Raw genomic sequence first — 12,958 nt, 5'->3', positions numbered from 1 at the left:
CAGGCTCACCGCCGCGCGAGGTATGCGGAGTGCACCCAGCCGGTCCTGCCCTTGTAGACCACCTGCCGCCGCACGCCCTTCGAGGCCTTCACGGCTCCGACGTCGGCACCCTTGGGGATCACGAGGATCCGAGCGCCGGTCAGCGACGAGGATTTCCGCAGGTTCAGCGCGCTGGTCGTCCGGTAGGTGGGCGGCTTCAGGGGGTGCGCCGCCACCGCGGCCGGTGCGGGGCGAGGGACAACCACCGGCGGAAGCGTGGGCGACACGTACAGGGCCGACACCCAGCCGCTCTGCCCGCCAACCCGCACCGGCACGAAGCCTCCCGACTCTTCGCCGGGCACATGGATCACCGCGGTGCGCGCGGGCAGGGTGCGGATGACGCCGGATGCCAGCGACGGGCCGCTGCGGAAGTTCAGCGGGGCCGCCGCGTAGTACGTGCACGTGGCCGGCGTCTTCGCCGCGGTGACCGCTGTCGCGCCGTGGTGCAGGTCGACGCCGTGCGCGGTCATGAACCGCGCCGGGTCGACGGAGTGCGCGGCTCCCGGCGCGCCCTCCCAGATCTCCAGGTGCAGGTGGTTGCCGCCGGAGACGCCGCTGGTGCCCACCTCGCTGATGCGCTGGCCGGCGGTCACAATCTGACCGACGACGACGTGGGTCGTGGATTTCCAGATGTGGTAGTAGATCGACGTGTACGTCGTCCCGTCCACCAGATGGCGCACCTTTATGTACCCCGCCCGGGCCGCGGTGCCGTCGACGGTCGCCACCACGACGCCGCCCGCGACGGCGGAGATCGGCGCGCCGCCGGGCGCCGCCATATCCAGGCCGAGGTGGAATGTCGACGCGCCCGCCATCGGCATGCACCGCGGCCCGTAGTACGACGAGACGTTGTACGTCTTCGCCTTCAGCGGGGTCAGGAACACGGTCGCGGCGGGCGGCGTCGGTTCGACGGCCGACGCGGCCAGGGGCGCTGCCGTCGCGGGGGAGACGGGAAGGGCCAGGGCCACGACGAGGGCGGCGGTCGCAAGGGCGACAGGGATGGCGGGACGGATCGATCGCATGGGCTGCACTTCGGTGAGAGGGCGGACAGGGACTGCGGTCGGGTGCCGTCTGCAAATGGTGTCACTTCCTGGTGTGTCTGTCCACTGCCGAGATGGATGAGGTGTATGAGACGGATGGTGTGAGTGAGGCCGACGCGGTCGACGTAGGATCGAGTGTCATGTCATCGCTATCCCGCCCTCGCCGCATGACGGGTATCGGTCGCGTCCTCGTCGTCGTGTACGCGGTGCTCGCGCTCGCCGCCGCCGGCCGCTCCCTCGTGCAGATCATCGAGCGGTTCGCTCACGCGCCGCTCGCTTTCACGCTGTCGGCCGTCTCGGCTCTCGTCTACATCCTCGCGACGCTGGCACTGGTCTTCTCGGCGTCGCGCCCGTGGTACCGGATCGCGTGGGTCGCCATCTCGTTCGAACTCGTGGGCGTCCTCGCGATCGGAACGCTCAGTCTTGTGCGCCCGGACCTGTTCCCGGAGCCGACGGTGTGGTCGTTCTACGGCATCGGATACGTGTTCGTGCCCCTGGTCCTGCCGTTCCTGGGTCTGTGGTGGCTCGTCGCCCACCGCCCCGTGACCGTCGCCGCGGGCGAGGCGGCGCCCACCGTGTCATGATCGTTTTCCGCGACCCCGCCGAGGTGCCCGCCGGTTTCGGGCCGTCCGTGGTGGCGATCGGGAAGTTCGACGGCGTCCACGCCGGGCACCGCGGAGTGCTCGCGCGGGCGAGGGTGGACGCCGCGGACCGCGCGGCGAAGGTCGTGGCGGTCACGTTCGACCGGAACCCGCTGGCGGTCCTGCGGCCCGAACTGTGTCCCGAGGACGTCATCGGCATCAATCAGAAGCTGCAGCTGCTCGCGCAGACCGGGATCGACGCGACGCTGATGCTCCGCTTCGATGAGCGGATGGCCGCGGTGCCGGCCGAGGACTTCGTCCAGAGCGTGCTCGTTGACGCCCTCCATGTGCAGACCGTGATGGTCGGCCGCGACTTCCGTTTCGGGCGCGGCGGCGCCGGCAACCTGGAGCTGCTGCAGCGTATGGGCGAGCGACTCGGATACCGGGTCGATCTCATCGACGACGTGCGCGCCATCACGACCGCGCGCCGGGTGTCCTCCACGTGGATCCGCGAGGCGCTCGCCGACGGGGACGTGCAGACCGCGGCGAAGCTGCTGGGACGGCCGCATGCGGTGTGGGGTGAAGTGGTGCACGGGCTCAAGCGCGGGCGCGAACTCGGCTTCCCGACCGCGAACCTGTCCCCGCGGATGGAAGGCTTCGTCCCGGCCGACGGCGTGTACGCCGGGTGGCTCATCGACCAGGCGCCGCGGATGGGCCGGCCGACCTCCGGCATGTCGCGCAGCACACGCTACCCGGCGGCGATCAGCGTGGGCACCAACCCCACGTTCGACGACGTCCCCCAGCGGGTCGTGGAGGCGCATGTGCTGGACGAGACCGACCTCGACCTGTACGGGCACGACGTCCAGATCGAGTTCACCCACCGGGTCCGCGGCATGGTGGCGTTCGACGGCGTCGACGCGCTCACGGCGCAGATGGCCGACGACGTGCGACGGGTGCGCGACCTGCTCGGCTGACACCTGAGCACGCCGCGCACGTCCGAGTGCTCATCTGTGCACGCTCGTGCACAGATGCTCGGCGCGGCGTATCCTCGTCGTCGAGGAGGAGACCCGTGGACGACGAACTGCTGTCGGTCCGCGTCGCCGAGCTGTACTACGACGCCGGCAAGACGCAGGACGAGATCGGGGCGCTCCTGGACATCTCGCGGTTCAAGGTCGGCCGGCTTCTGACCCGCGCCCGCGACAGCGGGATAGTGCGCATCGAGATAGTGCATCCCAGCGCCCGCCGGCTCGGGCTGGAACGCGCGCTCGTCCAGCGCTACCCGCGCCTGACGGACGCGGTCGTGGTGCCTGCGGGCGACGACGGCGCGGGCATCGACCGGGTCGCGCAGGCCGCCGCCGACCACCTGCGCGCCCTGCGCCCCGTCCCGCGGACGCTCGGCGTGAGCTGGGGGAGGACGCTGACCGCCGTCGGCGAGCACCTTCCGGCCGGGTGGGCGCACGGCGTCACCGTCGTGCAGGTCAACGGCGGCGTCAGCGTGAACCGGCGCCCGGGCGGCGCCGCGCACCTGGCCGCCACCATCGCCGAGCGCGCGTCCGGCCAGGCCGTCCTGCTGCCGAGCCCGGCGATCCTCGAGCAGGAGGAGACGGCGCGCGCCATCCAGTCCGACCGCACCGTCGCGGCGGTGCTGGACGCCGCCGCCCATGCGCAGGCGTACATGTTCGCCGCGGGGGTGTGCGACGCCACGTCGGCACACGTCGAGAACGGATATCTCGACGCCGACGACATCCGGCGCCTGCAGCAGCGCGGCGCGGTCGGCGACGTGCTGGGCCGCTACATCGACGCGGAGGCGGGGATCGTCGATCCCGCCCTTGATGCGCGCACCGTCGGGATGCCGCTGGCGCGCCTGCGCGAAGCCGACACCGCCATCTTCGTGACGGCCGGCGCGGCCAAACACGACCTCGCGCGCACCGTCGTGACCGCGGGCCTGTGTACCGTGGTCGTGACCGACGAGGCCACCGCCCGAGCCCTCCTGGAGGACGCATGACCACTGTCACCTTGCCCCGCTCTCCCGTCTCCCGGCTGCGCCGGATCGTCGTCGCCGTGATCGTCGTGGCGTTCACTCTGGCCGCCGCCGGCGGCATCGTCGTGCTCCTGGGCGGCGACCTCGGCGAGACCGCCGGACGCGTGATCGGCACGACCGCCACCGTCGGCGCTTTCAGCGTGGCGGTGCTGTGCTGCGCGGCGCTCCTGGGCCGCGTGCTGGCGCCGGTCGGCATGGCGGGCGTCGTCGTCTCGATCGTCGCGGGCGCCCTCGTGATCTGGACCATCTGGTACGACGGGCCGTACGGCGACGCGTGGGAGACGGTGTGGAAGATCACCGGCACCGCGATCGCGCTGTCCGCCGCCCTGGCGCTCGGCAGCCTGCTGCTGCTGCTGTCGGACCGCCGCCGGATGCCGGTGCGGGTGGGGCTGTGGATCACGCTCGCGCTGTTCGCGGTCGTGGTCGGCATGATCGTGTATTTGATCTGGGGATCGGACACCGTCGACGACCAGGTGTACCCGCGCGTGCTCGGCGTCGCCGCCATCCTCGCCGCGCTCGGTGCCGTCGTCGTCCCCGTGCTGTCCCTGCTGCTGCCCGACCCCCGCGGCGGCGCAGCCGGCACGCTGTCGCCCGCGGCGATAGCCCGCATCGAAGACGAGGCCCGCCGTCGCGGGCTGGAACCCGACGCCTACGTCGCGACGCTCGTGCGCGACGCCCCGGCGTCCCTGGAGGAATCATGACAACCCGTGAACTGAGCCGCCGGACGGCGGTGGATGTCCTCGGCGGCGCACCCGACAACACCACGCTGCGCCGCTTCCTGCACGGCCTGCCCGGCGTCGACGCCGTCGGCCTGGAACAGCGCGCCGCGGCCCTGGGCACCCGCTCGATCAAGACGACGTCGAAGGCGTGGGCGCTGGACCGCATCATCGGCCTCATCGACCTGACGACCCTGGAGGGCGCCGACACGCCCGGCAAGGTCCGCTCCCTCGTCGCGAAGGCCGCGCACCCGGATGCCGCGGATTCCACCTGCCCGCCCGTCGCGGCCGTCTGCGTGTACGGCGACATGGTGCCGCACGCTGTCGCGGCACTCGGCGACCGGCACGGCGATCCCGACACCGGCGGCATCGCGGTGGCCGCGGTGGCCACCGCGTTCCCGAGCGGCCGCGCCTCGCTGCAGGTCAAGCTCGCCGACACCCGGGACGCCGTGGAGGCCGGCGCCGACGAGATCGACATGGTGATCGACCGGGGCGCATTCCTGGCCGGCCGGTACTCGCAGGTGTTCGACCAGATAGTGCAGGTGAAGGAGGCCTGCCGCCGCGCCGACGGCAGCACGGCCGCGCTGAAGGTGATCCTGGAGACCGGCGAGTTGAACACGTACGACAACGTCAAGCGCGCGTCGTGGCTGGCGATCCTCGCCGGCGGCGACTTCATCAAGACGTCCACCGGGAAGGTGGCGCCGGCGGCCACCCTGCCGGTCACGCTGCTGATGCTCGAGGTCGTCCGCGACTGGCACCGCCTGTCCGGCGAGCGGATCGGCGTGAAGCCGGCCGGCGGCATCCGCAGCTCGAAGGACGCCGTGAAGTACCTCGTCACGGTCGCCGAGACCGCCGGCGAGGACTGGCTCGCGCCGCACCTTTTCCGCTTCGGCGCCTCGAGCCTTCTCAACGACGTCCTTCTGCAGCGGCAGAAGGTCGCCACCGGCCGGTACTCCGGCCCCGACTACGTCACCCTGGACTGAGAGACATCATGGGATTCCTCGACTACGCACCCGCGCCGGAATCGCGCGGCATCCTGACCCTCAAGGACGCGTACGGTCTCTTCATCGACGGTGAGTTCGTCGACGGCACCGGCGGCACTTTCACCACCATCTCCCCGGCCGACGAATCGCCGATCGCCGAGATAGCGCTCGGCTCCGACGCGGATGTGGATGCCGCCGTGGCGGCCGCCCGCCGCGCCCACACGAAGGTGTGGGGCAAGATGAGCGGCCGCGACCGCGGGAAGTACCTTTTCCGCATCGCCCGGCTCGTGCAGGAGCGAGCCCGTGAGCTCGCGGTCGCCGAGAGCCTGGACAACGGCAAGCCGATCAAGGAGAGCCGCGACGTCGACGTGCCGCTGGTGGCGGCCTGGTTCTTCTACTACGCCGGTTGGGCCGACAAGCTGGACTACGCCGGGCTCGGCGCCGACCCGCGCGCGCACGGCGTGGCGGGGCAGATCATCCCGTGGAACTTCCCGCTGCTGATGCTCGCGTGGAAGCTCGCGCCGGCCCTCGCGGCCGGGAACACCGTGGTGCTCAAGCCCGCCGAGACGACGCCGCTGACGGCGTTGATCTTCGCCGAGATCCTGCAGCAGGCCGACCTGCCCGCGGGGGTCGTGAACATCGTGACCGGCGCGGGCGCGACCGGGGCGGCGCTCGTGCGGCATCCGGATGTCGACAAGGTCGCGTTCACCGGCTCGACCGCCGTGGGGCGCGAGATTGCGCGCACGGTCGCCGGCACCGGCAAGTCGGTGACGCTGGAGCTGGGCGGCAAGGCCGCGAACATCGTCTTCGACGACGCTCCCATCGACCAGGCGATCGAGGGCATCGTCAACGGCATCTTCTTCAACCAGGGCCACGTGTGCTGCGCGGGCAGCCGCCTGCTCGTGCAGGAGTCGATCCACGACGAGGTCATCGACCGGCTCAAGACGCGGCTGTCCACGCTGCGGCTGGGCGATCCGCTCGACAAGAACACCGACATCGGCGCCATCAACTCGGCCGAGCAGCTCGAGCGCATCCGGATGCTGACCGCCGTCGGCGAGCAGGAGGGCGCACAGCGCTGGACCGCGGAGTGCGCCATCCCCGACAAGGGGTTCTGGTTCGCCCCCACCGTGTTCACGCGGGTCGAGGCATCCCACCGGATAGCGCGCGAGGAGGTGTTCGGACCGGTGCTGTCGGTGCTCACGTTCCGCACGCCCGCCGAGGCGATAGCGAAGGCCAACAACACGCCGTACGGCCTGTCCGCCGGCATCTGGAGCGACAAGGGCTCGCGGATCCTCGCCGTCGCCGACAAGCTGCGCGCCGGCGTCGTGTGGGCGAACACTTTCAATAGGTTCGATCCGTCCAGCCCGTTCGGCGGGTACAAGGAGTCCGGGTACGGCCGCGAGGGCGGCCGGCACGGCCTGACCGCGTACCTCAAGCCCGCCCTGGCCGCGCCGAAGGCCGCCACCCCGATCGCCCGCCGGACCCGCAAGGAGGTCACCCGATGAGCGCCCGCCTGACGGTCCCGAAGACGTACAAGCTCGCTATCGGCGGAGCGTTCCCGCGCAGCGAGTCCGGCCGCACGTACGAGGTGCTCTCCGCCACCGGAGGGTTCCTCGCGAACGCGGCGAAGGCATCGCGCAAGGACGCCCGCGACGCCGTGCGCGCGGCCCGCGCCGCGCAGGGCGGCTGGGCCGGCGCAACGGCGTACAACCGCGGCCAGGTGCTGTACCGGGTCGCCGAGCTGCTCGAGGGCCGCCGCGGCCAGTTCGCCGACGAGATCGTCGCGCAGGAGGGCGTGTCGGCCTCGGCCGCCGGAGCCCAGGTGGACGCGGCGATCGACCTGTGGGTCTGGTACGCGGGATGGTGCGACAAATACGCGCAGGTGGCCGGGGGCCTGAACCCGGTGGCCGGCGCCTACTTCAACATCTCCGCCCCCGAGCCCAGCGGCGTGGTCGCCATCATCGCGCCGCAGGACTCCGCACTGCTGGGCCTGTCCGCGGCGGTGGCGCCGGCGCTGGTGGCCGGGAACGCCGTCGTGGTGGTCGCCAGCGAGCGGCATCCCCTGTCGGCCGTGAGCCTGGCCGAAGTGCTCGCCACCAGCGACGTCCCCGGCGGTGTCGTCAACGTGCTCACCGGGTCGCCGGCCGAACTCGCCCCCTGGCTCGCCGACCACGCCGACGTGAACGCGCTGGACCTGGCCGGCGCCGGCGGCATCGACTGGGTCGACCTGCAGATCCGGGCCGCCGAGACGCTCAAGCGCGTCCTGGTGCCCGGCGACCCGGTGCCCTCTCCGCAGCGGATCGCCGCGTTCACCGAGATAAAGACGGTGTGGCACCCCAAGAGCATGCTCTGACCCGGCATCCCTCGTCCTGAAAACAGGCGATGGGGTCAAAACAGGCGGATCGGTCGCGCAGACCGCCTGTTCTCGCCCCATCGCCTGTTCTCGACACGGCGGTGAGGATGTCGGATGCCGCTAAGCGTCGGCGGCTTCGGGGTTGCGGATGCCGATGAACGACACGACGCCGCCGACCGCCATCAGCGCGGCCGTGACGATCGCCGCGCGGTAGAAGCCCTCCAGGTTCAGCACGCCGCCGGCGATCACGCCGAGGAGGGCCACCGCTATCAGCCCCGCGACCCGCGCGACGGCGTTGTTCACGGCAGACGCAATGCCCGAGCGCGCCGGTTCGATGGCCCCGAGGATGGCCGCGGTCAGCGGGGCCACGGTGAGGGTCAGTCCGATGCCGAACACGATGACCGCCGGCAGCACCTGCGTCCAGTAGTTGAAGTCCTCCCGCACCGTCAGCAGCAGGGCGGCGCCGCCGGCCATCACGAGCGGACCCACCGTCATGAAAAGGCGCGGACCGATCTTCCCCGACCATCCGCCCACGTACGAGCTGAAGAGGATCATGATGATCGTCAGCGGCAGACCCGCCAGCCCCGCGAGCGTCGCCGGCAGCCCGGCGCCCTGCTGCAGGTACACCGTGAGCACGAGCCCGTTCAGCGCCAGCGCGCCGTACACGAACGCGGTCGCCAGGTTTCCGGCGGAGAAGTTGCGGATGCGGAACAGTCCCAGCGGCATCATCGGCCGGGCCGCGAATCGCTGCCGGACCACGAACGCAATGACGCACAGCGAGCCGACCGTCATGGTGCCCCAGATGGCGGGGGATGCCCATCCCATCCGCTCCTGCTCGATCAGCGCGAATACAGTCCCGGCCAGGCCCACCGTGCACAGCACGGCGCCGGTCCAGTCCACCCGGGCGCCGGGATCCCGCTTGTCGCGCTGACCGAGCATGACCAGCAGCCACAGCGTCACGGCGATCGGCAGGACGTTGATGAGGAACACGAGCCGCCACGTCATGAGGTCCACGAACACGCCGCCCAGCACCGGCCCGACGACCAGGGCCGCCGTGGTCGCGCCGGTCCACGTGCCGATGGCCTTGCTCTGCGCGGCCCCGCGGAACGTCGACATGATCAGGGCCAGCGAACTGGGCACCAGCAGCGCCCCCGCGATCCCCTGCACGCCGCGGAACAGCACGAGCAGCAGCGGATCGGGCGCGGCGGCGATCGCCACCGACGCTATGCCGAAGCCGACCAGGCCCACGCGCAGTACCACGATGCGCCCGAACACGTCGCTGAGCGACCCCGCCACGAGGATCAGCGCGCCCAGCGTGATGAGGTAGGCATCCACCACCCACTGCTGCGTCACCAGCCCGCCGCCGAGCTCCCGCTGGATCGCGGGCAGAGCGACGTTGACGACGGTGCCGTCCAGGAAGCTGACGAACGAGGCGAGGATCGCAACCCACAGCACGAGGCGCTCCGTGCGCGTGCTGAGCGCCTCGGGACCCGCCATCGTGTCGTCCACATCGAAACACTACGCCGGTACCCGGCGGGGCCACATCCCCATCCGGCGCCGCCGCTCGGGGAATCGGGCCGGAATGCACTAGAATGACACGCGGGGACCGGCACTCGCTGAAGCGAGGTACGCCGCACGCCCGCCCACTCCGCGCCCGTCTGCACTCGTCCGCGGAGGCTGCAGAACCGATCCGGCGCCCAGCGGGCCGACCGGTCATCCACGCTCAGGAGGAGCATGCCGACCACGGCGACCGCCACCAAGCCGTCCGCACGCCGACGCACGTCGTCGGCGCACCGGGAGGACGAGGCGCCCATCATCCCGATCCTCGCCCGCAAGGTCCGCGAGGTCGAAGCCAAGGCCCAGCGCGGCAAGCTCGGACCCACGAACCGCGTCAAGTTCCAGGTGATAGCGTTCCTCGTCCGCGAGGAGCGCGCCCGGGTCAAGGCCGACACGGACCTGGCCGACGGCGTGCGCGCCGAACTGCTGAAGAGGCTCGACGGGGTCGCCACGATCCTCGCGAAGACCGCCGCGCGCGACACGTCGCTGATCCAGCTGCTCGAGGCCGACCAGGCCACCTCCCCGGTCGCCAAGCGCATGCGCCGCGACTGGCTGCTCGAGTCGGGTGCCGAGCTCGCGCCCGACGAGCTGATCATCACCGACGTGGCGCCGGTTCAGGCGCCCGTGGTGCCGGCCGCCCTGGCCGAGCGCCAGGTCGTCCCGGCCCAGATCGAGGCGCGCCGCGAGTCGAACCCGTTCCTGGCCCCCGACCTCGCGCTGCACGCGGGCGGGGCCACGCCCCGACGGCGCCTGGACAGCTGGGAGCTGATGGGCCCACTCTACAAGGCGTTCGAATCCGGCGCCGGCGGGGGAGCGGCCACGATGGACCTGCCCGAGATGCCGGAGTTCGACCGTCTCTCGCCGAAGGGCCTGGAGATCATGCGGCACCAGTCGCGGTTCCTCGAGTCTGTGCGCGCCGGGCACCGCACGTTCCTGCTCGCCGACGAGCCGGGACTGGGTAAGACGGCGGAGTCGGTGCTCGCGGCATCCGTCGCCGGCGCGTACCCGCTGCTGGCTGTCGTGCCGAACGTCGTGAAGATGAACTGGGCCCGCGAGGTCGAGCGGTGGACGCCGCAGCGTCGCGCCACCGTCGTCTCCGGCGACGGCGAGGACATCGACGCTTTCGCAGACGTGTTCATCGTGAACTACGAGATCCTCGACCGGCACCTGTCCTGGCTCGGCCAGATCGGCCTTAAGGGCATGGTCGTCGACGAGGCGCACTTCATCAAGAACCTCACGTCGCAGCGCTCGCAGAACGTGCTCGCGCTGGCCACCCGTATCCGCGAGCAGGTGCGCGACCCGCTGCTGCTGGCCCTCACCGGCACGCCCCTGATCAACGATGTCGAGGACTTCGACGCCATCTGGCGGTTCCTGGGCTGGACGACCGGGCAGAAGCCGGGCCCCGAGCTGATGGCCAAGCTCGACGCGACCGGCCTCACCCCCGCCGACAAGGCGTTCTACCCGGAGGCGCGCAGCGCCGTGATCTCGATGGGGATCGTCCGGCGCAAGAAGAAGGATGTCGCGAAGGACCTGCCCGACAAGCTCATCGCCGACCTCCCGGTCGAGCTGGACGACGAATACGGCCGCTCGATCCGTCAGGCCGAGCGCGAACTCGGCGAGCGCCTCGCGGCCCGCTACCGCCGCATCATCCAGGCGCGCGGCGACCGGGGCCTGGCCCTGGCCCCCGGCGAGGTGGACGACGACATCGTGCGGCTCGTCGCACAGAACGAGCTCGAGGAGTCCAAGGCCGCCGGCGCCGGCACCGAGAACGTCTTCACGATGGTCCGTCGCATCGGCCAGGCCAAGGCGCTGCTGGCCGCCGACTACGCGGTGCAGCTGCACCGGTCGGTCGGCAAGGTGGTGTTCTTCGCCAAGCACATCGACGTGATGGATGCCGCGGAGCAGCACTTCGCGGCATCCGGCCTCAAGTCCGTCTCGATCCGCGGGGACCAGTCCACCCCGGCGCGTCAGGACGCCATCGACGCTTTCAACAACGACCCCTCGGTGGGGATGGCGGTGTGCTCGCTGACCGCGGCGGGTGTCGGCCTGAACATGCAGGCCGCGTCCAACGTCGTGCTCGCCGAGCTCAGCTGGACGGCCGCCGAGCAGACGCAGGCCATCGACCGCGTGCACCGCATCGGCCAGGACGAGCCGGTCACCGCGTGGCGGATCATCGCCGCGCACACGATCGACACGAAGATCGCCGAGCTCATCGACTCGAAGCAGGGTCTGGCCGCGCGCGCCCTGGACGGCGCCGCGGTCGAGGAGACCTCGAGCGACTCGGTGCAGCTGGCGGCGCTCATGCACCTGACCCGGCAGGCGCTGGGCGCGGAGTAGCCGGTCGTCGAGGCGGGATGTCGTCGGCTGCGGCGCTAGTGTCGATCTCGGCAGCGTCGCCGACATCCCTCCCCTTTTCGATGAAGGACGAAGCATGAAGATCGGCATCCTGACCAGCGGTGGCGACTGCCCGGGCCTGAACGCGGTGATCCGGGGCACGGTCCTGAAGGGCACCACGGCGTACGATCTCGAGTTCGTGGGGGTCCGCGACGGCTGGCGCGGCGTCGTGGAGGGCGACTTCTTCCCGCTGACCCGGTACGAGGTCAAGGGCCTGTCCAAGGTGGGCGGGACGATCCTCGGCACGAGCCGCACGAACCCGTACGATGGGCCGCGCGGCGGGGCGGAGAACATCGCCAAGACCCTGTACGGGCACCGGATCGACGGCATCATCGCCATCGGCGGCGAGGGCACTCTGGCCGCCGCGGATCGGCTGGCGAAGGACGGCCTGAATGTGCTCGGCGTGCCGAAGACGATCGACAACGACCTGCGGGCCACCGACTACTCGTTCGGGTTCGACACCGCCGTGAACATAGCGACCGATGCGATGGACCGGCTGCGCACCACCGGCGACTCGCATCAGCGATGCATGATCGCCGAGGTGATGGGCCGGCACGTCGGATGGATAGCGCTGCACGCGGGAATGGCGGCCGGGGCGCATGCCATCTGCATTCCCGAGGTGCCGATGTCGATCGACGAGATCTGCGACCTCGTGACGAAGGCGCACGACCGCGGTCGCGCCCCTCTCGTCGTGGTGTCGGAGGGGTTCACGCTGACCGGGATGGACGAGGCGTACAGCGACAAGGGCCTGGACGCGTTCAACCGGCCGCGACTCGGCGGGATCGGCGACGTCCTCGCGCCCCAGATCGAGCGGATCACCGGGATCGAGACGCGCTCGACGGTCCTCGGGCACATCCAGCGCGGCGGCTCGCCGTCCGCGTTCGACCGGGTCCTCGCGACGCGGCTCGGGCTGCACGCCGCCGACGCGGTCGTGGAGGGTGGATGGGGGCAGATGCTGGCGATGCGCGGCACCGACATCGTGCGGGTGCCGTTCGCGGAAGCGCTCGGCGAGCTGAACACCGTCCCGCGCTACCGCTACGACGAGGCCGCCGCCCTCTTCGGCTGACCCCTCTCTCGCGCGCGAGGCATCCCTCAAACTCGCGAGGCATCCCTCAAACTCGCGAGGCATCCCTCAAACTCGCGAGGCATCCCTCAAACTCGCGAGGCATCCCTGCGGCAGGGGAGGCTGCCTCGCGGATTTCGGGGATGTCTCGCGAGTTTGAGGGATGCCTCGCGGATCTCGGGGATGCCTCGCGG

Annotated in this window: 11 protein-coding genes; 9 read left to right on the top strand and 2 right to left on the bottom strand. The window is 71.1% G+C overall.

The features are described 5' to 3' along the window. Positions 1-5: 5 nt before the first annotated feature. The gene (locus GH740_RS08195) at positions 6-1,058 is read right to left on the bottom strand and encodes a peptidoglycan DD-metalloendopeptidase family protein (RefSeq protein ID WP_153745636.1); all 1,053 of its coding nucleotides are present in this window, start codon (positions 1,056-1,058) and stop codon (positions 6-8) included. Positions 1,059-1,243: 185 nt separating this feature from the next. Between GH740_RS08195 and GH740_RS08190 the strand changes: the two genes are divergently transcribed. The 7 genes from GH740_RS08190 to GH740_RS08160 all read left to right on the top strand — a co-directional run bounded on the left by GH740_RS08190 (position 1,244) and on the right by GH740_RS08160 (position 7,750). Then, positions 1,244-1,660, top strand: a complete 417-nt coding sequence (locus GH740_RS08190; RefSeq protein ID WP_172978337.1) for a hypothetical protein — start codon at positions 1,244-1,246, stop codon at positions 1,658-1,660. Then, positions 1,657-2,631 carry a bifunctional riboflavin kinase/FAD synthetase gene (locus GH740_RS08185; protein ID WP_153745634.1) on the top strand — a complete coding sequence of 325 codons (975 nt, stop codon included), beginning with the start codon at positions 1,657-1,659 and terminating at the stop codon, positions 2,629-2,631. Before GH740_RS08190 ends, GH740_RS08185 begins: the two co-directional genes overlap by 4 nt. 95 nt (positions 2,632-2,726) lie before the next feature. Next, positions 2,727-3,662, top strand: a complete 936-nt coding sequence (locus GH740_RS08180) for a sugar-binding transcriptional regulator (RefSeq protein WP_367641131.1) — start codon at positions 2,727-2,729, stop codon at positions 3,660-3,662. Beyond that, positions 3,659-4,399, top strand: coding sequence for a hypothetical protein (locus GH740_RS08175; RefSeq protein ID WP_153745633.1), 741 nt, complete (start codon positions 3,659-3,661; stop codon positions 4,397-4,399). Before GH740_RS08180 ends, GH740_RS08175 begins: the two co-directional genes overlap by 4 nt. Continuing rightward, a complete protein-coding gene (gene deoC / locus GH740_RS08170; RefSeq protein ID WP_153745632.1) occupies positions 4,396-5,397 on the top strand; it encodes a deoxyribose-phosphate aldolase in 1,002 nt (333 codons plus the stop codon). The genes GH740_RS08175 and deoC overlap by 4 nt, the downstream gene beginning before the upstream one ends. A gap of 8 nt (positions 5,398-5,405) precedes the next feature. Beyond that, the gene (locus GH740_RS08165; RefSeq protein ID WP_153745631.1) at positions 5,406-6,902 is read left to right on the top strand and encodes an aldehyde dehydrogenase family protein; all 1,497 of its coding nucleotides are present in this window, start codon (positions 5,406-5,408) and stop codon (positions 6,900-6,902) included. Further along, positions 6,899-7,750, top strand: a complete 852-nt coding sequence (locus GH740_RS08160) for an aldehyde dehydrogenase family protein (RefSeq protein ID WP_153745630.1) — start codon at positions 6,899-6,901, stop codon at positions 7,748-7,750. The genes GH740_RS08165 and GH740_RS08160 overlap by 4 nt, the downstream gene beginning before the upstream one ends. A 120-nt stretch (positions 7,751-7,870) precedes the next feature. Here the strand turns inward: GH740_RS08160 and GH740_RS08155 are convergent, their stop codons facing one another. Then, entirely contained in the window at positions 7,871-9,247 is a 1,377-nt protein-coding gene (locus tag GH740_RS08155; RefSeq protein WP_153745782.1) for an MFS transporter, read from the bottom strand. 237 nt (positions 9,248-9,484) lie between these two features. On the opposite strand from GH740_RS08155, the gene GH740_RS08150 reads away from it, so the two are divergent. Further along, the gene (locus GH740_RS08150) at positions 9,485-11,644 is read left to right on the top strand and encodes a DEAD/DEAH box helicase (RefSeq protein ID WP_153745629.1); all 2,160 of its coding nucleotides are present in this window, start codon (positions 9,485-9,487) and stop codon (positions 11,642-11,644) included. 94 nt (positions 11,645-11,738) lie between these two features. Then, entirely contained in the window at positions 11,739-12,767 is a 1,029-nt protein-coding gene (locus GH740_RS08145) for an ATP-dependent 6-phosphofructokinase (protein ID WP_153745628.1), read from the top strand. Positions 12,768-12,958: the final 191 nt, after the last annotated feature.

This window comes from Microbacterium sp. SYP-A9085 (assembly GCF_009649635.1).
In the GTDB taxonomy this organism is placed as follows: Bacteria; Actinomycetota; Actinomycetes; order Actinomycetales; family Microbacteriaceae; genus Microbacterium.
Note: the sequence above shows the minus strand (reverse complement) of the source record. Positions and strands in the feature narration are given on the sequence as shown.